Source organism: Desulfurobacteriaceae bacterium (assembly GCA_039832905.1).
Lineage (GTDB): Bacteria > Aquificota > Aquificia > Desulfurobacteriales > Desulfurobacteriaceae > Desulfurobacterium.
In genome coordinates, this window is sequence record JBDOLX010000098.1 from 1 (window position 1) to 20760 (window position 20760).

Annotated in this window: 21 protein-coding genes; 18 read left to right on the forward strand and 3 right to left on the reverse strand. The window is 35.0% G+C overall.

Annotated elements, in window-relative coordinates:
• Both ABGX27_07535 and ABGX27_07540 read right to left on the reverse strand, forming a co-directional pair.
• Window positions 1-263: radical SAM protein (locus ABGX27_07535; GenBank protein MEO2069345.1), on the reverse strand; the 263-nt coding region annotated here is incomplete at its 3' end.
• Window positions 260-439: a cyclic pyranopterin monophosphate synthase MoaC gene (locus ABGX27_07540; GenBank protein MEO2069346.1), complete on the reverse strand. Its 180-nt coding sequence runs from the start codon at window positions 437-439 to the stop codon at window positions 260-262. The genes ABGX27_07540 and ABGX27_07535, both read right to left, overlap by 4 nt.
• A 74-nt stretch (window positions 440-513) precedes the next feature.
• On the opposite strand from ABGX27_07540, the gene ABGX27_07545 reads away from it, so the two are divergent.
• The 18 genes from ABGX27_07545 (at window position 514) to ABGX27_07630 (ending at window position 20306) form a co-directional block, all read left to right on the forward strand.
• The gene (locus ABGX27_07545) at window positions 514-1584 is read left to right on the forward strand and encodes a hypothetical protein (protein ID MEO2069347.1); all 1071 of its coding nucleotides are present in this window, start codon (window positions 514-516) and stop codon (window positions 1582-1584) included.
• Between the two features lie 3 nt (window positions 1585-1587).
• Entirely contained in the window at window positions 1588-2697 is a 1110-nt protein-coding gene (locus tag ABGX27_07550; protein MEO2069348.1) for a glycosyltransferase family 2 protein, read from the forward strand.
• A 160-nt stretch (window positions 2698-2857) separates the two neighbouring features.
• Window positions 2858-3856: a hypothetical protein gene (locus ABGX27_07555; protein MEO2069349.1), complete on the forward strand. Its 999-nt coding sequence runs from the start codon at window positions 2858-2860 to the stop codon at window positions 3854-3856.
• The gene (locus ABGX27_07560; protein ID MEO2069350.1) at window positions 3853-4944 is read left to right on the forward strand and encodes a glycosyltransferase family 9 protein; all 1092 of its coding nucleotides are present in this window, start codon (window positions 3853-3855) and stop codon (window positions 4942-4944) included. The genes ABGX27_07555 and ABGX27_07560 overlap by 4 nt, the downstream gene beginning before the upstream one ends.
• A gap of 69 nt (window positions 4945-5013) precedes the next feature.
• Entirely contained in the window at window positions 5014-5652 is a 639-nt protein-coding gene (locus tag ABGX27_07565) for a Uma2 family endonuclease (GenBank protein ID MEO2069351.1), read from the forward strand.
• A gap of 217 nt (window positions 5653-5869) precedes the next feature.
• The gene (rfbA, locus tag ABGX27_07570; GenBank protein ID MEO2069352.1) at window positions 5870-6742 is read left to right on the forward strand and encodes a glucose-1-phosphate thymidylyltransferase RfbA; all 873 of its coding nucleotides are present in this window, start codon (window positions 5870-5872) and stop codon (window positions 6740-6742) included.
• A 14-nt stretch (window positions 6743-6756) separates the two neighbouring features.
• Window positions 6757-7332 carry a dTDP-4-dehydrorhamnose 3,5-epimerase gene (gene rfbC / locus ABGX27_07575; GenBank protein MEO2069353.1) on the forward strand — a complete coding sequence of 192 codons (576 nt, stop codon included), beginning with the start codon at window positions 6757-6759 and terminating at the stop codon, window positions 7330-7332.
• Window positions 7329-8318, forward strand: a complete 990-nt coding sequence (gene rfbB / locus ABGX27_07580; protein ID MEO2069354.1) for a dTDP-glucose 4,6-dehydratase — start codon at window positions 7329-7331, stop codon at window positions 8316-8318. The genes rfbC and rfbB overlap by 4 nt, the downstream gene beginning before the upstream one ends.
• Window positions 8319-8460: 142 nt before the next feature.
• Window positions 8461-9333: a dTDP-4-dehydrorhamnose reductase gene (rfbD, locus tag ABGX27_07585; GenBank protein ID MEO2069355.1), complete on the forward strand. Its 873-nt coding sequence runs from the start codon at window positions 8461-8463 to the stop codon at window positions 9331-9333.
• A complete protein-coding gene (locus ABGX27_07590; GenBank protein MEO2069356.1) occupies window positions 9334-9678 on the forward strand; it encodes a VanZ family protein in 345 nt (114 codons plus the stop codon). It abuts the gene before it with no gap.
• Window positions 9675-10649: a UDP-glucose 4-epimerase GalE gene (gene galE, locus ABGX27_07595; protein ID MEO2069357.1), complete on the forward strand. Its 975-nt coding sequence runs from the start codon at window positions 9675-9677 to the stop codon at window positions 10647-10649. Before ABGX27_07590 ends, galE begins: the two co-directional genes overlap by 4 nt.
• Before the next feature lie 9 nt (window positions 10650-10658).
• The gene (locus ABGX27_07600) at window positions 10659-12722 is read left to right on the forward strand and encodes an STT3 domain-containing protein (GenBank protein MEO2069358.1); all 2064 of its coding nucleotides are present in this window, start codon (window positions 10659-10661) and stop codon (window positions 12720-12722) included.
• A gap of 5 nt (window positions 12723-12727) precedes the next feature.
• Complete coding sequence (locus tag ABGX27_07605) at window positions 12728-13543, forward strand: magnesium chelatase domain-containing protein (protein ID MEO2069359.1); 816 nt, start codon at window positions 12728-12730, stop codon at window positions 13541-13543.
• A 22-nt stretch (window positions 13544-13565) separates the two neighbouring features.
• Window positions 13566-14252, forward strand: a complete 687-nt coding sequence (locus ABGX27_07610) for an ATP-binding protein (GenBank protein MEO2069360.1) — start codon at window positions 13566-13568, stop codon at window positions 14250-14252.
• Between the two features lie 4 nt (window positions 14253-14256).
• Window positions 14257-14616 (forward strand): hypothetical protein, encoded by a 360-nt coding sequence (locus ABGX27_07615; GenBank protein MEO2069361.1) that lies wholly within the window; start codon window positions 14257-14259, stop codon window positions 14614-14616.
• 2 nt (window positions 14617-14618) lie between these two features.
• Window positions 14619-15806, forward strand: a complete 1188-nt coding sequence (locus ABGX27_07620) for a Wzz/FepE/Etk N-terminal domain-containing protein (GenBank protein ID MEO2069362.1) — start codon at window positions 14619-14621, stop codon at window positions 15804-15806.
• The gene (locus ABGX27_07625) at window positions 15799-18756 is read left to right on the forward strand and encodes an SLBB domain-containing protein (protein ID MEO2069363.1); all 2958 of its coding nucleotides are present in this window, start codon (window positions 15799-15801) and stop codon (window positions 18754-18756) included. Before ABGX27_07620 ends, ABGX27_07625 begins: the two co-directional genes overlap by 8 nt.
• Window positions 18757-18767: 11 nt before the next feature.
• Window positions 18768-20306, forward strand: a complete 1539-nt coding sequence (locus ABGX27_07630) for a capsule assembly Wzi family protein (GenBank protein ID MEO2069364.1) — start codon at window positions 18768-18770, stop codon at window positions 20304-20306.
• On the opposite strand, the gene ABGX27_07635 is transcribed toward ABGX27_07630, so the two are convergent.
• Window positions 20303-20760 (reverse strand): potassium transporter TrkG (locus ABGX27_07635; protein MEO2069365.1); only part of this gene is annotated, 458 nt, incomplete at its 5' end. The genes ABGX27_07630 and ABGX27_07635 overlap by 4 nt on opposite strands.

Genomic DNA, 20760 nt, shown 5'->3' on the forward strand with positions numbered 1-20760 from the left:
ATATCTCCTAACATTCTTGTCAAGTCAAGAATATCTTTACGGAGTAAAGGTTCGCCACCCGTGAGTCGAACTTTTGTTACACCTAGTTCGGCAAATAGGCTGACAATTTTGACAATTTCTTCAAAAGAAAGGACTTCAGATCGTGTAGTGTGTGTTTGATGATCTTCGTCACGACAGTAGTGACATCGATAGTTACAATGATCCGTTACGGAGACTCGTAAATAAGTAATATGACGGTTAAAGGGGTCAATTATTTGATTCATGATTGTAGTTTCCAATGACCCGACTTGCCACCTTTCTTTTCTAATAATTGAACGTTATCTATCCGCATAAATCGATCAACTGCTTTGCACATATCATAAATGGTTAGAGCTGCAATGCTAGCTGCAGTTAATGCTTCCATTTCAACTCCTGTTTTACCATTAAGTCTCTGGTTCATAAATATAAAAGCCTGTGTAGATAGCCTATTGAAAAAGCCAAAATAAGAGTTTAATTTCGGAAGGAGAAATTATCGTGAGTATTGACATTTTTCCCAACACGAAAATCTATATTGCTTGTCCAGCGAATATTGCTACCGGTGGGCCAGAATTGCTTCATCAACTGGCTTATCACCTTATAAATGACCTAAATGTAGAAGTCTTTATTTATTATTATAATTTTAATAAGAATAAATTTGAAATTCCAGTGCATCCTGATTATAGGTCATATAATGTTCCATATGTATTAGAAATACCTAAAAAGGAAATAACTAGAGAAAATATTCTAATAGTTCCAGAGGTTTTGGAAGGATTAGAATTATTAAACAGATATAAAGACATTAGAAAAGGTGTATGGTTTTTAAGCGTGGATAACTACTATTTCAGTAAAATGAAGAAGACGGACTTTATCTTTGAAAGGATTGTCAATAAATTCATGCAGCTGTTCAATGGACCTTCCTTGTTTGAAATTTATTCAGAGAAAAACTTAAAAAAGTTAGTTAAAAGACATGACTACAGAAAAGATCCTTTTCTAAAAAGCGCAGATTTTTATATGGTAAACTCATATAGAGGTATGGAGTGGTTTAATGAACTACGACCTTTATACTATTTATCTGAATACTTAAACTCAAAATTTCTAAATATTAGGATTTCTTTGTCAAAGAAGAAAGATATTATAGTTTACAATCCAAAAAAAGGAGCCAGCTTTACTAGGAAGATAATTTCTTACGCCAAAAACTTAAAGTTTGTCCCACTTGTTAATATGACCAGACAGCAAGTTATAGAAACTCTTCAAAGAGCAAAAGTTTACATAGATTTCGGCAATCATCCCGGTAAGGATAGAATTCCACGTGAAGCTGCCATTTTGGGTTGTTGTGTAATTACGGGAAGGAGAGGATCAGCTAAATATTTTAAGGATGTTCCTATTCCAGATGAGTATAAGTTTGAAGATAAAGAGGAGAACATACCTAAAATTATTAGTAAAATAATGGACTGTTTGGAAAATTTCGAAAAAAGATATAAGGATTTCGATTACTACAGGCGAGTTATAAAGGAAGAACCCAAAAGGTTCATGGAGGATTTAAAAAAAATCTTTGTTAAGGTTTAATCAATGAAGAAAACAGTAATGTCTAAAAAGAAAATAGAAAAGTTCCCTAAAGTCTACATAATCGTTCTTAACTACAACGGTTGGGCGGATACTATCGAGTGTTTGGAAAGCATATTGAGGAACGACTATCCAAATTATCAAGTTATTGTTGTGGATAATAACTCGTCCGATAATTCTATGGAGTATATAAAGGCTTGGGCTGAGGGAAAATTAGATGTTTGGGTAAAAGTAGATCATCCTTTAAGACGTTTTTCATTTCCACCTGTTAAAAAGCCAATACCTTATGTTTGCTATACTCGTAAAGAAGCTAAGAAGGGCGGTAATAGTAATTTGGAAAATAGCTTGAAGTTAACTGTTCAACCAGTTCGCTATTTAACCAACTACCCATTAGTTCTGATTCAAACTGGAGAAAACTTAGGATACGCTGGAGGAAACAATATAGGGATTAGGTATGCACTGGCCAAAGATGACTTTGAATACATATGGATTTTGAACAATGATACTATTGTATCGGAAGATAGTCTTTCCAGTTTAGTTTGTTGCATAAACGAAACGGGAGCAGGGGCAGTTGGTAGCACTATTTTCTTCTACAAAAGTCCATATGAGATACAAACCACAGGCGTAAAGGTAAAAAGGTACTTTCTCAGAGATGTATTCTCGTATAGAATGATTGCAGAAAAGATAGTTCGCCCACGGAGAGTAGATTCCCTAGTTGGATGTTCCTTTCTCATAAGGAAAAAAGTTTTAAAAACTGTAGGACTGTTTGATGAACAATATTTTTTATATCACGAAGAGGCAGATTTATTTTTTAGAGCTTCTAATAGTTTTAAATTCTTTGTTTCTCCAGAGTCCAAGGTATGGCACAAATACTCGGCAACGACGGGAGGGGAAACTTCCAATACTGTAGTTTACTATGGAACGAGGAACGGTTTTTTGTTTTCTAAAAAACACAATCCATGTTGGAAACATTTTCTGTTCATTTTCTTGTTCTTTTTAAGATATTATCCAGTTAGAGTTCTTAAGCTATTTCCCAAGCTTTCTAAACTGATTATTTATCACAAGGCTATACTTGACGGCATCAGAGGAAGGTATGGAAAAGCTGAAATTTCTTAGTCTTTCTATGATAACTAAATTTGGGGTATTCATAACAAATCTCTTGGTAAAATTTAAAGAAAAAAAAATATCAAATGTTCAACCAAGAAAAAATTTTTTTGTGTTTTCTAGAAACGATAGAATTGGTGATGCAATAGTAAGTTTACCCCTTTTTATTTCTATGAAGAGGTTAGGAATAAATTTTATAGTTTTTGCTTCTAAAGAAAATCACTGGGTTATAAAGCCTTTCGTTAAAGTGAAAATCATAGATAGTTTCTTTCCTTCTATGTTGGAAAAACTTCTCATCTTTTTTAGAAACTTGCTAACCATCTTCAGGAAACAAGATAAAAAGAATTTCAAGATTTTTTTTGATCTTAAAGGAGACTTAAAACTTTCTCAACATTTCTGCAAAAAAGGTTACTTCTGCATCCACTGTAAAAATCTTCTTCTTAATCTCTGTTGTTCCGATTACGTAATAAACGATTTTTATTCAACTTTTGGAAAAAAACAGCTACTTGAAAAGTATTTAGAATTTTTTAGGAATGCAGGAATACAGCTTCAAATCGAAGAGTTTCCAAAGGAGGTTGAGGAATACATTAAAAAAGTTCACAGTCCAAAAGCCGATAAAATTTTAGAAAGTTTGGAAAAGTTTTCCATAGTCTTTGTTGGTAACAAACCTTTCAGGAACTTTAGAACGGACGAATGGAAAGTGTTAATAGAGAAAGGATTGAAGTACGAAGGTACTATTTTAATTGTAGATGATCCCTCTTTTAAAGTCCTACCCTATTTGAAAGAAAATCTCACCAGAGAAAATGTCAAATTTCTAGAAGAAAAGTTAGATCTTTGGAGTCTGATGTACGTTGCAAAGTTTGCTGATTGGGTGCTGGGAATTGACGGAGGAGGTTTTAATTTCTTACAAATGCCAACAAACGCTTATCAAATAAACTTTTATACAGATGTTGAAACTTGGAAACCCTTTTCTTTAAATCCTTATAGAGTAGAAGATAGCTTTAAAAATGTAATCTTAATTTCCTCTATAACTTCCCAGAATAAAAGGAAAAAAGTTCTTTTTGTTAACGATTCCAAGAAAGTGTTTTGTGAGAAGTTGGAAAAAGAATGTGATTATGTTAAAAGAAATCTGCTTGAATATATTTTAGAGAAAAAGATAAAACTGGAATGAAGATGAGAGGTAATAGACTTCTAAAAATTTTAGATAGGTACATAGGAATTCCTTTAGTATTCTCTCTAGGAATCCTTAAAAGAAGAAAAAAACATCCTAAAAGTTTGGATAGAATTGGTATCTTAAAAACTGCTGCTATAGGAGATACTATACTCCTTTCTGCAATAATAGAAGATATTTTTGACTTCCTTCCAAATGTGAAAGTGGTTTTATTTTGTGGATCTTCCAACTATGAAATTGCTAAACTGATAGCCGAACAGTATTCAGAACTGAAAGTTGTTAGGTTAACTCTTAAAAATCTTATTTCGGACATAAAAACCATTAGAGGTTTTGAACTTGATGTTCTTCTGGACTTTGGAAGCTGGCCAAGGATTAATGCTGTCTACTCCTTTTTTTCAAAGTCTAGCTTTAAGGTAGGATTTAGAACTCCCTATCAGTATAGGCATTACATCTATGATGAAGCGGTTGAACATAGAAATGACATTCATGAGATTTTTAACTACAAAAACATCCTTAAAACCATAGGAGTAAATGGAAGTAATCTACCGACAATTTCATTGCCTCGAGTAGAAAAAAATAAAAATCTTATCGTTATCCATATGTTTCCTGGAGGAACAAAAAGTTATCTAAAGGAATGGCCAGAGGAGTATTGGGTAGAACTAGTAGACTATCTTACGGGTAAAGGTTATTCTATTGCTTTAACAGGGGCAAAGTCTGATAGAGATAGAGCTTTAAAGATATACAACCAATCTAAAAGGAAGAATCTTGTAGAGGTTGTAGCTGGAAAATTAAGCCTTAAAGAAGTAGCCCTTCTTTTAAAAAGAAGTACTTTGGTTATAAGTGTTAACACAGGCATTATGCACTTAGCATCTGCTTTAGGTTGCAACCTTGTAGCTTTGCATGGACCTACTTCCTCAAAAAGGTGGGGACCATTAAACAAAAACTCTATTTCTATTCAGAGTCCCCTGAGGTGTTCTCCATGTTTAAACTTAGGATTTGAATATGGTTGCAACGAAAACAAATGTATGAAAGCTATTACAATGAAAGACGTTATAGAATCGGTAAAAGAATTCATCAATTTGGCCTAAGCTTGTTGAAGGCAGTATCTCGAATTTGTTCAAGAAGTGATTAACTTTATAAGATAGGATAGATTGCAAATGAAACTTTTTCTTGGAGGAAATATGGAAACAACCCTTAAAACCAAAGAGAAAAAACTAAGAAAAAGAGTTCCAAAAGTTCTCATATACGAGATGAGACATGGAAGTCCTATTTATTATCGAGACTACGACAAGGTGGTTTCGGGAGAGAAGCAACTGGAGGAAGTAATGGGAAGTAGTGGTTTGCAAAGCTGGTTGATAGATCTTATAGTTCGTTTTCTTCATATGACTCTGAGTTCAAAAGATTATCAGCTACTTTTCGGAGAGGTTGGTTATAAGTTTGCCTCTAAAAGCTGGTATAACTTAGATATAGGAATATGGGAAAAAGAAAAGGTTAAACCCTTTTTAAAAAAGGATAAATTGGTTCCAGTAGCTCCGAAAGTAGTGATAGAAATAGATACAAAAGCAGACCTTAGAAAGTTTTCTACTCCTCAGGATTACTTTCACCGAAAAACTCAAGACCTCTTAGACCACGGTGTCGATAGGGTAATCTGGATATTTACAAAAGATAAAAAGATATGGATAGCGGAGAAAGAAAAGCCTTGGCTTATTGTTGATTGGGACTATGAGATTCCTGTCTTGGAGGGAGTATCCTTTAATCTTAAGAGACTTATAGAAGAAGATGAAAGTGATAAATAAAAGTACGGTAGTCTGGTAAGCTATTCAAAATAGAAAGTTAAAAGTTTTTTCGATTCTGGAGTAAAAATTAGTAAAAATTGTTTGTTAAGCTTATCCTAATAAAAGAGTTAATGAAAGCTAAGGTACAAAAGAAATGCAACAAATAACAACTGATTGAAGTTACAATGCTAGATGGAATTACCTTTAGCCTTGATGAGAAATTGGAGGAGAAAGCAAAGTGAAAGCTGTTATCTTAGCAGGAGGCAGTGGAACAAGACTTTACCCGGTTACCGTTGCAATAAACAAGCATTTCTTACCCATCTACAACAAGCCGATGATTTACTATCCACTTTCTTTAGCAATGCTTCTTAAAATAAGAGAAGTTCTCTTTATAGTTAATCCTCAGGATTTGGAAACTTTTAAAAAACTTTTCAGAGATGGTAGCCATTTAGGGATGAAAATAGAGTACAAGATACAAGAAAAACCCAACGGACTTGCTGAAGGATTAATTCTTGCAGAGGAGTTCATAGAAAAAGACAATATCTTTTACATATTAGGAGATAACATATTTTATGGACATGACCTTATAAAGATAATAGAGGAAGCTAAAAAAGAAATTGAACAAAACGGTGGAGCTTATGTTTTTGGATATTATGTAAAAGATCCAGAAAGATTTGGAGTTGTTGAGTTTGATGAGAACGGAAAAGTTAAAACAATAGAGGAAAAACCAAAGAACCCTAAGTCCAACTATGCTGTAGTAGGTATGTACTTTTATGACAACAAGGCTATAGAAATAGCAAAAAATGTAAAACCTTCAGATAGAGGGGAATTGGAGATAACCTCTGTTAATGAGGAGTATTTAAAACGAGGAAAACTAAAGGTAAAACTTTTGGGAAGAGGATTTGCATGGTTTGACGCCGGAACTCACGATAGTTTCTTAGAAGCTGGTGAATTTGTTGCTACAATTGAAAAAAAGACAGGTTTAATGATAGGTTGTATAGAGGAGATAGCCTTCAATAACGGGTGGATAGACAGAGATCAACTTTTAGAACTTGCTAAACCACTTTCAAAAACTGAGTATGGAAGGTATTTGTTGGAGTTGGTTGATTAGTTGGAGGAGAAGCCATGCCTTTTGAGTTTATAAAAACAGAAATTCCAGAAGTGATTATCGTAAAGCCCATAGTGTTTGGAGATGAAAGAGGATTCTTTATGGAAACCTTTAAAAAGAGTGATTTTGAAAAGGCAGGAATTGATACCAATTTCGTTCAGGATAACCATTCAAAATCAAGAAAGAACGTTCTTAGAGGTCTTCATTATCAGATTGAACCTAAATCTCAAGGAAAACTTGTAAGGTGTATAAAAGGAAAGATTTTTGACGTTGCCGTAGATATCAGAAAGGGAAGTCCAACCTTTGGAAGATGGGTAGGAGTAGAGCTTTCTGAAGAAAACAAACTAATGTTATGGATACCGAAAGGATTTGCCCACGGCTTTTTGACCTTATCGGAAGAAGCTGAAATTATTTATAAAGTGTCTGGTAGTGAGTATTCTCCGGATCACGATAGAAGTATAAGGTGGAATGATCCAGAAATAGATATCAAGTGGCCATTTGAAGGAGAACCTATCCTTTCTGAGAAAGATAAAAATGCACCTTTTCTGAAAGATGCAGAGATAAATTTTGTGTATAGAACGGAGGTCAAATGAAACTTTTAGTCACTGGTGGTGCAGGTTTTATAGGAAGTGAGTTTGTGAGGCAGGCTGTAAGAAATGGATTTTCTGTTACTATCGTTGATAAGTTAACTTATGCTGGAGACGTTGAAAGGTTAAAAGAAGTAGAGGAAAAAATTTCCTTCTATAAAGCAGATATTACAAATAGAGAATTTATAGAATACATATTTAAAACTGAAAAACCTCAAGTTATTGTTCATTTTGCGGCTGAAAGTCATGTGGATAGGAGTATACTTGATGCTTCTCCATTTATAGAAACAAATATAAAAGGGACACAAGTTCTGCTTGATGTGACTAAAGAAGTAGGAGTTGACCTCTTTATAAACGTTGCTACTGATGAAGTCTATGGTGAACTTGGAAAAGAAGGGAAGTTTTTTGAAACAACTCCTTTAAATCCAAATTCTCCATATTCGGTAAGTAAAGCTTCTGCCGATATGCTTGGAAGGGCTTACTATAGAACTTACGGTTTGCCTGTAATTACAGTTAGACCTTCGAATAACTACGGTCCTTGGCAGTATCCCGAGAAGTTAATTCCTGTCGTTATACTGAAGGCTTTAAGCAATGAACCAATTCCTGTATACGGAACTGGAGAGAACGTAAGGGAATGGCTGTATGTTTCAGACTGTTGTGAAGCAATTTTTGAAATAATCAAAAAAGGAAAAGCTGGAGAAATTTACAACATAGGAAGCGGTGAAGAGAGACAGAATATAGAAGTTGTAAAGGTTATTCTTAGCATTTTAGGAAAACCAGAAAGTTTAATAACCTTTGTGGAAGATAGACCCGGTCACGATTTTAGATACTCCCTTTCAATAGAGAAGATAGAAAAAGAGATCGGTTGGAAAGCTAAAATTAATTTTGAGGAAGGTATAGAGAAAACGGTAAAGTGGTATCTTGAAAATCTTGACTGGGCTAAGAGGAAAGTAGAGGAACTTCGAGATTACTGGAAGAAGGTTTACCGTTAAAGGAGAATAGAATAATGAAATTCAAAGCCTACACTCCCGAAGGTTATATGGAAATTATTGGGAAAGTTATTAAAAAGTTGTTTAATAAATATTTCTAGTTTGATTCTCCACTAAAACCATCTTGGAGGAACTTAAAAGAGGAATGAAATATCTTATTTTTGGTGTACAAGGTCAACTGGGAAAAGAATTTGTTAAGTGGTTGAGTGAAGGATTGGTTAAATCGTTAAATGGAAAATTGGTTGAATGGGTAGCTGTAGGGAAAGAAGAGTGTGATATTTCGGATTTAGATCAAGTTTTAGAAATTTTTGAAAGTGTAAAACCTGATGTTGTTATTAATTGTGCAGCTTATAATCTTGTAGATAAAGCAGAAAGTGATTATGTTGGTGCTTTTAGAGTGAACGCTCTTGGTGTTAGAAATTTGGCCTTTGCTTCAAGGAAGTATAAAAGTTTCCTTGTTCACTATAGCACTGATTATGTTTTTGATGGGAAAAAAGAAGGAAGTCTTTACGTAGAGGAAGATATTCCATGTCCACTTAGTGAATACGGAAAAAGTAAACTAACGGGAGAAGAATTTCTGAGGGAAGAAACAGACAACTATCTTCTTTTTCGTGTAAGTTGGGTTTACGGGGAAGGAAAACAGAACTTTATGTATAAACTTCTTAGTTGGGTAAAGAATAATGAGTTTTTAAAAGTTTCTTACGATGAAGTATCCGTTCCAACTTCTACAAGAACAATAGTTGAGATTACGCTAAAAGCTTTAAGAGAGGGAGTTAGAGGTCTTTTCCATCTCACAAATACTGGCTATGCTTCAAGGTATGAATGGGCAAAGTTTTTCTTCAAGGTAAAAGGTATAAACAAGTTTATTCAACCGGTTTCTAGTGAAATTTTTAATCTACCTGCAAAAAGACCAAAGTTTTCTGCAATGTCTAACGAAAAAATTTCAAAAGTTCTAAATGTTAAAATTCCTACCTGGGAAGAGGAACTTGAAGGATTCATAAGAGAGGGAAAAGTATAGGTGATAATTGAAAAAAATAGAAAAGTTTTAAAGGTTCTTTTTGTATTTTATTCCTTTTTCATTTTTGTTTTATCGGTAATACCACGGGGAATAGAAGTTGGAAGTTCCGATAAACTTAGCCACTTCTTGGCCTTCTTTGTTTTTGCAGTTCTTTTAAAAGTTTCATACAGAATTCCATTTATGAAAACCATTGTTTTTTCTTTACTCTTTGGATCGTTTATAGAGTTTGTTCAGTTCTTTCTTCCTTATAGATCTTGTGATCCTTTAGACCTTGTTGCTGATGGAGCTGGTAGTGTTTTGGGGAGTTTGGTTATTTCAGTTTTGCTATTAAGGAGTAAGAAATGAGAATCCTTGTAACTGGTGGGGCGGGATACATAGGTAGCCATGTAGTAAAGAAACTTGGAGAGAGGGGATACGAAATTTTAGTATTGGACAACCTTTCAAAGGGTCATAAAGAAGCGGTACTTTATGGAAAATTGGTAGTTGCAGATTTAGAAGAAGAAGAAAGACTTAATTCCATAGTAGAAAGTTTTAAGCCGGATGCTGTAATGCACTTTGCTGCTTTCATAGAAGTTGCAGAATCTGTGAAAGACCCCCTCAAATATTATAAGAATAACACAGCAAATACTTTAAACCTTTTAAAAGTAATAGTTAAGAACAGAGTAAAGAACTTCATCTTTTCTTCAACGGCAGCAGTTTATGGGAATCCACAAAATATTCCAATAAAAGAAGATGAACCTATAAAACCTATAAACCCTTACGGACAGTCTAAGGCTTTTGTAGAAAAAATTTTGGAAGATTTCAGTCTGTCTTACGATTTAAGATATGTCTCCTTAAGATATTTTAACGCTGCTGGAGCAGATGAAAGTGGACTAATAGGAGAAAGCCACGATCCTGAAACTCATCTAATACCACTAATTTTAAAGACTGCAAAAGGTGAAAGGAAAGTAATAAAGATATTTGGCACCGACTATCCAACTACCGACGGAACTTGTGTAAGAGATTATATCCACGTTAACGATCTTGCAGACGTTCACCTTTTAGCTCTTGATTACCTTTTAAGTGGTGGTAAGAGTGAAGTCTTTAACTGTGGCTACGGTTTTGGATTCTCGGTAAGAGAAGTCGTGGAAACTGCCAAGAAAGTCACAGGTAAAGAATTTAAAGTAGAAGAAGCTCCAAGGAGACCTGGAGATCCTGCAATTTTGGTAGCAGATTCCACAAAACTGAAAAAAACTTTAAGCTGGACTCCAAAGTATGACGATTTAGAATTTATAATTCGCACTGCCTGGAACTGGGAAGTGAACAGAAGGTTTTAAGGGGGAAAAATGGAAGATAGGAACAAATTTAGAAAATATCTCTTACTTGCTGTTTCAATATTTATTACCGTTTTTGTTGGACTCTACCTTCGGTTTGATGACTTGAAAGTTTGGAACCAATATAAAGAAAGATTTTTTTATAAAGACACACCTCTTTTTACAAGTTATGATGCCTTTTTCTTTGCTCACTACTCAAAAGAATATTTAAATGGAAGCTACAAAGCAGGAGAGAGAGACCATTTAAGATTTGTTCCCGATAACGCTACCTATCCTTCCCCAATACCTATGGAAAGTTTTTTAGGGGCTAAGCTTTCAGAAGTTTTCAATACTAACATTGAAAATATAGCTTTATGGCTAACTCCTATACTTTCCATTTTTTTTGTTGTTCCTCTGACTGTTTATTTCTTTAGACTTAACCTATTTTTTGCTGGATTTGTTGGGGCTTTATTTGGAGTGGTAAACTTTATCTACCTTGTTAGAACATCCATTGCAAGATTTGATACAGATTCTTTGAACCTCTTTTTCCCGTTCGGAATGGCCCTTTTCTTTTTACTTGCCTTAAACTCTGAAGGAAAGAGAAAATATATCTACCTTGCAACTGCTGGTATTCTCACTCTTGGTTATTCTTGGTGGTATGCCCACTACGGGATAACTTTAAGTTTTCTAATTCTTTATCTCTTAGTAGCTGTTTTTATCAAAGCAAAAGAAAGTCAGGAAGTTTTTTTTAAAGAAAAACTGTTAGCCAGTATTAGAAAAGAACTACCCTATTTTGGAATTTTGCTTCTTCTTTCAAATCCAGTTTTTGTTTATAGAGGAATCTTTAATTTCCTATCTCTTGTTAAAACCTACCTAATAAACTTCTTTAAACCTGCCGTTAGTGGAGGTTTCCCGAACGTTTTTATGTCAATAAGCGAAGCTCAGCACTTTGACATTGTGAGAACTGCTGACCTTTCTTCAGGAAACATTTTACTTTTTGCGATTGGACTTTTAGGAGTGTCAATTCTTTTCGTAAAACGATTTAGAGAAACTGTTTTTCTCTTGCCAATTTTCCTTATAGGGCTTATGGCACTAAAGGGAGGAAACAGATTTATTATGTATCTTTCTCCTTTTATAGGAATTGGTATTGGTTACTTGATAGATAGTACTTTGAGCTTTTTTAAGAGAAAAGAGTTCTTAGGGGAACTAAGGATCTACTTTTTAATACTTATCCTTTTGCTCTTGTTGCCTTTTTTACTTCTTTATTTCAACAAAAACTCTGTGGCCTTTGTTATAGAGCCAAAAATTACACCTGAGCTTCAAGCTGGTTTTATAAAACTTGGAGAAATTGCTCCTAAAAACTCTTGGATATGGACCTGGTGGGACTATGGATATGCTATTCAGTACCTAGCAACTAGAGCAACTTTCCACGATGGAGGAAGTCAAGGTAGTCCTAAGACCTACTTTGTTGCTACTACCTTTTCAATAGACTCTCCAAAAGTTGCTCATAACACTATTTTAGGAATTGCAAATATAGGAGCAAAAGGTATAAGCGATTTAGTCAAAGAAGGGAAAAGGGAGAAAGAAATAAGGAATATGATATTTTCAGGTAAGTTTTCTAAACCTACTAAAAATCCTATCTATTGGGTATTTACAGAGGATGAAATAGGAAAGTTTATGTGGATAAACTATTTTGGAACTTGGAACTTTGATCTAAAGAAAGGAATAAAATCTCCAATCTTTATTTTAAAAGGATGTAGGTTAAGAAGTAAGAATCTTATAATTTGCGGTAACAACATTTTAGACCTTCAAAAAGGAATCGTTATAAGCGGTGGAAAAGCAATTCCTATAAAAAGTTTGGTTATAAGAAATGAGAATGGAACCATCTATGATAAAAACTACAGGGAAAAAGGTATATACTTAGAAATTCTTAAAGAAAAAGGTAGAAGTTTCTTCTTCGTTATGGGAGAGCAACCGTTTAGGTCAATGTTTAATCAGATGTACATTCTGAGAAACTATGATAAAAAATATTTTGAACTTGTTTATGATGATTTTCCAACAATAGTGGTGTATAAAATTAACCAGAAAATGGAGTAACTTTAATGGTCTTCACAGTCAACAGTTTCACTGTTTTAGGAGTTGATGGAATCACCGTTAAAGTTGAGGTTGACTCCGGAAGAGGGCTTCCTGGAATCTCCATAGTTGGACTCCCCGATTCTGCAGTAAAAGAGAGTAGAGAAAGGGTAAAAGCTGCCATTGTTAACTCAGGTTTCCCTTTTCCTTCTAAGAAAATTGTTGTAAACCTTGCGCCTGCAGATTTAAAGAAAGAGGGAACGCTTTTTGATCTTCCAATTGCCATCGGAATACTTGGAAGCGTTGGAATAGTTTTCCAGAAAAAAGTAAAGGATTTTCTGATAGCTGGAGAACTGGGACTCAACGGAGAAGTTGGAAAAGTAAAAGGGATACTTTCTGCAACTATTTTGGCAAAGGAGAAAGGTTACAGAGGGATAATAATTCCAGAAGGAAACGTTGAAGAAGCAACCCTTATAGAAGGTGTGGATATTATTCCAGTAAAAGATCTGTCCCAGGTAGTTGCCTTTTTAAATGGAGATGAGGAAATAGATCCTGCAAAAAGAAAGGAGTTGGATTCTGGTAAGTATTCTTTTGAAGTTGACATGGCAGATATTGTTGGGCAATATCAAGCAAGGAGATCTTTAGAAATAGCAGCAGCTGGACACCACAACCTTTTTATGGTTGGTCCTCCTGGTTCTGGAAAAACGATGCTTGCAAGAAGACTTCCAACCATAATTCCTCCAATGAGTGAAGAAGAAATAATAGAGACTACCAAAGTTTACAGCGTTGCAGGACTCTTTTCAGAAGTGCCTGTTGTAAAAAGACCTTTTCGTTCCCCCCCATAGTGGTGCGTCAGAAGTTGCGCTTATTGGTGGAGGAACGAACCTTAAACCGGGAGAAGTAAGTTTAGCCCACAACGGAGTTTTGTTCCTTGATGAAATGGCGGAGTTTAAACGTTCTGCTTTAGAAGCTTTAAGACAGCCTTTGGAAGACGGTTTCGTCGTAATATCGAGAGCCTCAGGGACTGTAAAGTTTCCTTCAAGGTTTTCTCTCGTTGCTGCCAGCAATCCTTGTCCTTGTGGCTTTAAAGGTTTTGAAGATGAAAAACATTACTGTAAGTGTGCTCCTTCTCAAGTGAAAAAGTACTTTGGAAAAATTTCTGGTCCAATTCTTGATAGAATAGATATCCACATACCTGTTCCGGCTGTAAAGCCTGAAGATTTAAAGAACAAAGAAGGAGGAGAACCTTCCGAAAAGGTAAGAGAAAGGGTTTTAAAGGCACATGAAATACAGAAAAAGAGATTCAAGAATTTAAAGATAAACTTTAATTCTCAGATGGGAAGGAAAGAAATTTTAAAATTCTGTAAAATGGAAGATGAAGCAGAAACTCTTTTAAATACTGCAACAAAGGCACTTGGGCTTTCTGCAAGAAGCTTTAATAGAGTTTTGAAACTTTCAAGAACTATTGCAGATCTTGACGGTAGCGATTTAATCCTGAGAAAACACGTTGCCGAAGCTTTAAGTTATAGACCTTCGGAAGAATTTATGGGGTAGAAAGATGCATCTTCTTTTTGTTGTTCTGTTTGTTTTTGCTACTACTTTAACGTCTTTTGCTGAAACGGGCTGGATAGAATACAAAGGAAGAAATTCCATCTACTATAAGCCTTTTGTAGATGTAAAGGGAGCAGACGAAGATACTTTGGTTTTGTTTGTAACACAAGACGGAAGAGTTTATAAAGGAAGATGCAAAAAATATTCTTTTCGTTCCAAAAACGGTTGCAGAATAACTCCGGGAAAAAGATTTTTAACCTACACAGATCCCGTACTTTATATAGTCATAAAGCTTAGAACTTTTTCAAGCCCAAAACTTTTAAAAAGTGGGGAAGTTGATACTCTTAACGTTAAAAAGCGGAGGTAGTTTTGGAGAAAGAAAGACGAGACCGGTACCTTTACTATGAAGAGGACGAAATAGATCTTTATGAATTGTGGCTAACTTTAAAAAGAAGAAAAAAGACCATTTTTGGAGTAACAGGATTATTTACAATCATAGCAGTTATCCTATGTTTTATTCTACCTACAACTTATAAAACAGAAACAACGTTAATACCCATTGGAGGAAAAAGCACTGGAGGATTATCTTCTTTACTTTCATCTCTTCCAATATCTGTTCCTATTCCTACCGGAAGCGAGTCAGGAATTACAGTAGAAGCAGTTTTAAAAAGTAGAATCCTAAGGGAAAGAGTGATTAAAGATTTAAACCTTTTACCTAAACTGTTTCCCGATAAGTGGGATTCTGAAAAGAATCAATGGATTTTGAAGGATGAAAACGATAGACCTCCGACCGTTTTAGATGGTGCCAAAGTGTTGGACAAGCTTATTTCTGTTTCTACCGACAAAAAGACAGGAGTTATAACTTTGTCTGTGGAGTTTAAGAAAGACCCTCAACTTGCATACGATATAGCCAATGCTGTTTTGAAAGAGGCAAATAAAATCTTAAATGAGAAAAGCTTTACCCTTGCAAGGAAATATAGGATTTATATTGAAAAACAGCTGAATATAGCTAAGGAAAAACTTCAAAAGGTGGAGGAAATATACAAAAAGTTCATGGAAGGTAAAATAAAGGAAGTTCCTCTTATATTTGGAAATGCAGACTTTGACAAACTAAAAGAAGGACTTCAATCTCTTCAGGATGAAAAAGTTAGCAAGGAAAGAATAGAAAAGCTAAAGCAAGAAGTTGAATCGCTTAAAAAGAAACTAAAGTCTTTAGAACAAGTTCATAGGAGAAACAATTATTACGTATCTCTTCCTGAGTATCAGCTAAACCTTCAAAAACTACAATCTCAAATGTCTATAGCACAAAAACTTTTTGAAACTCTCGTAAAAGAGTATGAAATGGCAAAAGCCCAAGAGATGAAGGAACAGATATCATTTCAAGTTATAGATCCACCTTATATTCCAGATCCTAAAAAGCCTTACAAACCAAAAAAGAAGCTCATAGTTGTTGTATCTCTTGTTTCAGGATTGTTCTTAGGAATATTTGTAGCCTTTTTCAAGGAGTGGCTTGACAATGTAAAGAAAAGACGTGAGGAGGAAAAAAGTAATGCGTAAATTTTTAATCTCTATATGCTTTCCATTTATCGGTTTGAATGTAGCTACCGCTCAGAGCATCGATAATTTTCTTCCGAAATCAGTAGGCATTTCTTCATTTCAGGATCAGGAAAAAACAGCTTCTTTTTATCAAACTCAGGAAACTACCTCAACTACAAAAGATTCTTTGAAAGAAAAAATAGAAAAGACAGAAAATTACCCATCTTTCCAACAAGAGAAAGAAGTTCTAAAGAAAAGAGAAACAAAAGAATCTGAAGATCTTTCCTTAATAGAACTTTCTTTTCAAAAGAGGGCAACATCCATAAATTCTGATAATTCCATTGAATATAAGATAAAACAGTTTGGATACGAGTTTTTCAAAGGAGTTCCTTCCGTTGATTTTTCTGCTCCTGTTGATAAATTTTACGTTTTAGGACCAGGGGATGAACTGTTTCTTTACGTAATCGGAGCTCCACCGGGTATCAACATTGACAAAATAACAAGGTTGGTTGTTGATAGACAAGGAAAAGTTTACATTCCGGGGCTGGGAGTTTTCTTTGTTTGGGGAATGAGTTTGGGAGAAGCGGAAAAAATTATTTCAAATTCCATAGGAGCAAATATCAAATTGACCGTAGGAAATTTAAGGACTTTTCCTGTTTACGTTTCGGGAGAGGTTAACCGTCCAGGGAGAGTTCTGGTAACTGGAGTTAATACTGTCATAGACGCCATAATGATGGCAGGAGGTATTAAAAAGTCTGGAACCCTTAGAAATGTTCTTATTACAAGAAAAACATCTAAAGGTCTAAAAAAGATACATATAGATTTCTATAAACTCCTTTTAGAAGGAAAGCCAGTTGACGTTAAGCTGAGAGACGGAGACGTTATCTTTGTAGGTTCAATAGGGAAAGTGGCAGGAATTGCAGGCAAAGTAAAGAAACCGGCTATTTACGAACTAAAGGGAAACGAGACCATAGAAGATTTAATTAACTTAGCAGGAGGACTTTTACCTTCTAGCTATAGATATAAAGTTGTTATTCAAAGATATAAAGACAATAAGTTTTTGAAAGTTTTGGAAGGATCCTTAGATGATAAAAAGTTTATTTCTCAGAAAGTTCAAGATGGAGACTTAGTTTCAATAAAGACGGTTGTTGATATTCCAGAAAATGCTGTAATGGTAGATGGATATACTCCTTATCAAGGGATATATGCTTACAAGGAAGGAATGAAACTTTCTGAAGTCCTGAAAAAAGATATGTTTTATCCTGATTCCAATATGAAGTTTGGTCTTATAGAGAGAAAATATCCTTTAGGTTCTTTTCCTAAGTATCTAACTTTCTCGCCAGAAGAGGTTTTAAACGGCAAAGAAGACTTAGTTTTGAAACCAAGAGATAGAATAATTCTTTTCAAATTTGGAGATACTAAGGCAGTTGATCTCAATAAGGTGAGGGATGTCTTTATCGTTGAAGGAGAAATAAAGTATCCTGGAATATACGCTTACAAGGAAGGAATGAAACTTTCTGAAGTCCTGAAAAAAGATATGCTTACTTTAAACACCAATCTCTACTATGCAGAAATTGACCGAAGAGATCCAACAACTTTGGATATAGTTAAAATTGAAAAGTTTTCTCCAATAGATATTATAGAAGGGAAAAAAGATTTTGAAATACATAAGCTCGACCTTATAAAGTTCTATCCTAAATACGTCTATCCTCCTATTAAGATCTCAGGCCTTGTGAAAAAGCCGTTTTACCTTCCTTATCGTGAAGGATTAAAACTGTCTGAAGCTTTATCGTCAGTTGAATTTTTAGAAGATGTAAAGAAGTTAAAGGTAGTGATATTTAGAAAAAGAAGTGAAAGTATCAGTTCTACAACCTTTTCTACAACTTTGAATCCCGAAACCATGGATTTTGATAACGATGCCTTGAACACGTTTAAAATGGAAGAAAAAGAAGAATTAAAAGAAACTTCTATTAAAGGAGTGGAACAGAGACAAGAAGAAAAGAGTAGTGAAAGTAAAAAGAAACAAGAGAAAGAAGAGGAAGTGGTTGCTATAGTTCCTCTCTATCGACTTTTACTGAAAGCCGACTCTGATATTGATTTAACACTTAAACCCGGTGATAGGTTAATTGTCCAAGAAGTAGAGCCAGAAGAAATAGTCGAAAAGGTAGTAGTAAGTGGATACGTAAAAAATCCCGGAATCTACAAAATAGGAGAAAATACTACCCTTTATGATGTTCTGAAAGCTGCCGGAGGGTTTAGAAAGGACGCTTATCCACAAGGAGTCATTATTCTCAGAGAATCAGTAAGAAAAATGCAACAGCAAAGGATAGCAAAGATTGTTTCCCTTCTTAAACAGCAGTTAGAAAAAGAACAAGCAGCTATTATGCAAGCGGATTTGTCTTCTGAAGAGATAAAAGCAAGACAGGCAGCTTTTGAAGCTAAAAGAAAACTCTTAGAAGAAATGCAACAATCTCAAGTAAGTGGTAGAATTGCTGGAATATCTATTCCTTATGACCTTGAAAAGCTAAAGAATTCTCCATATAACATTCTACTTGAAGATGGAGACCAAATCTTTATTCCTAAAAAACCCGGAAGTGTTCTTGTATTTGGAGAAGTTTACAATCCATCTGCACTTGTTTACCGCAAAGGCTTAAAGGTTAGGGACTACATCCAGTTGGCAGGTGGATTTACGAAAGATGCTGATAAGGAAAATATTTTTGTGATAAAGGCTGATGGTTCTGTTGTCTCTTCTTCAAACGTGGGTAGCAAGGTTTTTGCTTGGGATGACAAGAGTAACAGGATAATCCTTAGAAGTAGCGATGCAATTCTTGACTACGAACTTAAACCAGGAGATTCTATAGTTGTTCCCCTTGAAGTTCACGTTCCAGTTATGTGGAGACCTCTCATTAAAGATATCATGCAGATTATCTACCAAGGGGCTATCACTGTTTACACGATTACAAAAATTTAAGGGAGCTCTAGATGAGAAAGTTATTTTTGTTTCTTTTTCTTCTTTTTCCGGGAGTTTCTTGGGCACTGACAACTTCAACTGTGCCGATTTTGGAGTATCAAAGGGAGTATGAGATCCTTGAAAGGGCAAAGGAAGTGGGTCTTATTGAGGATGTTGATCTTTCTTTCAAGCCGTTAACACGGGAACAGTTTGCAAGAGCAATTGTTGAGATATACAACAACCGTAATAGAGATCCTGAAGTTGCCAAAAAGTTTTTCGATGAACTTTACCCTGTCTTCAAGGATACGGTAGATGAGCTTTTAAAAGGTTATAGATATAACTACATAAAACCTATCAATAACGTTTATACGTCAGTTGACTACTTATCGGGCGTAAATGAATACAAAACTTCTTACAAAGAAGGATACCTTTTAGATTCGGGATTGAATGGGAGATTTAGATTTTCCTCCGAAATGAGGTTTTCAAACTATCTTTTCTACTTGGAACCTGAATACAAAAGGGGTGGTTTAGAGTTAAACAGGGGTTACGTAACAAGGAACTTTAAAGGAGTAAACATTTTACTTGGAAAAGATACAGTTTGGTACGGTAACGGCGAGAATGGAGATCTTCTATTTACAAACAATATAAAACCGTGGCTAATGCTAAAAGTGGAAATGGACTCTTCTAAAAGACTTCCAGGGCTCCTTAGTATTCTTGGAGAGTGGAGGTTCTCCACTTTCCTATCACGTTTAGAGAAGGAAAGAGTAAGATCTTACGCAAAAGTTTGGGGAATGAGGCTTGCATGGAAACCAATTAAGAACTTTGAAATAGCCGGGTCCCGTGCTATCCAGTTTGGAGGATCTGGAAGACCTGATTATAAATCTTTGAAAGATATCTGGTATCTTTTCCTTGCAAAAGATGAAAACGTTAGAGATCCATCAGAAGATGCCCATTACTACGACAACAATCAGCTTGCTTCAATAGAAATCACTTGGTACTTAAATTTTTTAAGAAAATGGAAGTTTCAACCCTTCAAAGGTGGGAAACTTTACTACGTTTACGCTGGCGATGATGCTATAAAGCCGGAAGGTCCTTTTGGACTTCCAGTTCCAACGGCAGCAGTACATATCATTGGAACAAGTTTAACTACAGGATATACTCGAGTAATTGTAGAGTATGCAGAAACTGTTGATGAGACCGCACGATGGTACACACACCATATGTATCCTGATGGATACACTTACGAAGGATTTATCATAGGACACGCCATGGGAGGAGATTCAAGAAATTACTTTTTTAAAGTAGAGCGTGATTTCGATTTTGCCTCTCTTTCTTTTAGCTTTGATCGTCGCCTCCATGGGATAGTGGACTATCCTTCAGATGAAGAAGAAAATATTTTTTCCGTTTCAGGAGTTAAGAGACTTAATATTGATAGTTTCTTTTACCTGAAGACTTTTTCTGCAAAGCTGTATTTTTCTCTCACATTTGATAAAGTAGAAAACTTTGGTGGAGTTCAGGATGAGGACAAAAACATTTTACTTCTTTCTAGCAGCTTGAGTTTCCAGTTCTAATCTCTCCAAAAAGATGGCAAAAGCACCGCTAAAACAGTAAAGATTTCAAGTCTTCCAAGTATCATTTCAAAGGAAAGAAGTATCTTGTCAAGACTTGAAAAGAAAGAAAAGTTTTCCGCTGGTCCTACTTTGGCAAGTCCAGGTCCCAATGAAGTAATACAAGCAATGGAAGAAGAAAAAGAGGTTATTAGATCGTAGCCAGAAAGCGAAATAATAAAGCCAAACAGGATTGCTGTTGAGAAGTAGATGGAAATGAAAGCTAGAAGAGTGTTAACTTCTGATAGTTCCCAAATTTTATTTCCTAACGAAATTCTATAAACAAGGTTAGGATTAAAAGTCTTCTCAATTTCTTTTTTTGCTGTTCTTACTATGATTAAAAACCTAAATTGTTTTAGCCCTCCAGCAGTAGAACCGGAACAAGCACCAATTAAAGCAAGAATCATAAGAAGAGCTA

Coding starts and splice junctions, on each gene's coding strand:
- ABGX27_07540 (MEO2069346.1), bottom strand. CDS start 439: ATGAACCAGAGACTTAATGGTAAAACAGGAGTTGAAATGGAAGCATTA.
- ABGX27_07550 (MEO2069348.1), top strand. CDS start 1,588: ATGAAGAAAACAGTAATGTCTAAAAAGAAAATAGAAAAGTTCCCTAAA.
- ABGX27_07555 (MEO2069349.1), top strand. CDS start 2,858: ATGAAGAGGTTAGGAATAAATTTTATAGTTTTTGCTTCTAAAGAAAAT.
- ABGX27_07560 (MEO2069350.1), top strand. CDS start 3,853: ATGAAGATGAGAGGTAATAGACTTCTAAAAATTTTAGATAGGTACATA.
- ABGX27_07565 (MEO2069351.1), top strand. CDS start 5,014: ATGAAACTTTTTCTTGGAGGAAATATGGAAACAACCCTTAAAACCAAA.
- rfbC (MEO2069353.1), top strand. CDS start 6,757: ATGCCTTTTGAGTTTATAAAAACAGAAATTCCAGAAGTGATTATCGTA.
- rfbB (MEO2069354.1), top strand. CDS start 7,329: ATGAAACTTTTAGTCACTGGTGGTGCAGGTTTTATAGGAAGTGAGTTT.
- rfbD (MEO2069355.1), top strand. CDS start 8,461: ATGAAATATCTTATTTTTGGTGTACAAGGTCAACTGGGAAAAGAATTT.
- galE (MEO2069357.1), top strand. CDS start 9,675: ATGAGAATCCTTGTAACTGGTGGGGCGGGATACATAGGTAGCCATGTA.
- ABGX27_07600 (MEO2069358.1), top strand. CDS start 10,659: ATGGAAGATAGGAACAAATTTAGAAAATATCTCTTACTTGCTGTTTCA.
- ABGX27_07605 (MEO2069359.1), top strand. CDS start 12,728: ATGGTCTTCACAGTCAACAGTTTCACTGTTTTAGGAGTTGATGGAATC.
- ABGX27_07615 (MEO2069361.1), top strand. CDS start 14,257: ATGCATCTTCTTTTTGTTGTTCTGTTTGTTTTTGCTACTACTTTAACG.
- ABGX27_07625 (MEO2069363.1), top strand. CDS start 15,799: ATGCGTAAATTTTTAATCTCTATATGCTTTCCATTTATCGGTTTGAAT.
- ABGX27_07630 (MEO2069364.1), top strand. CDS start 18,768: ATGAGAAAGTTATTTTTGTTTCTTTTTCTTCTTTTTCCGGGAGTTTCT.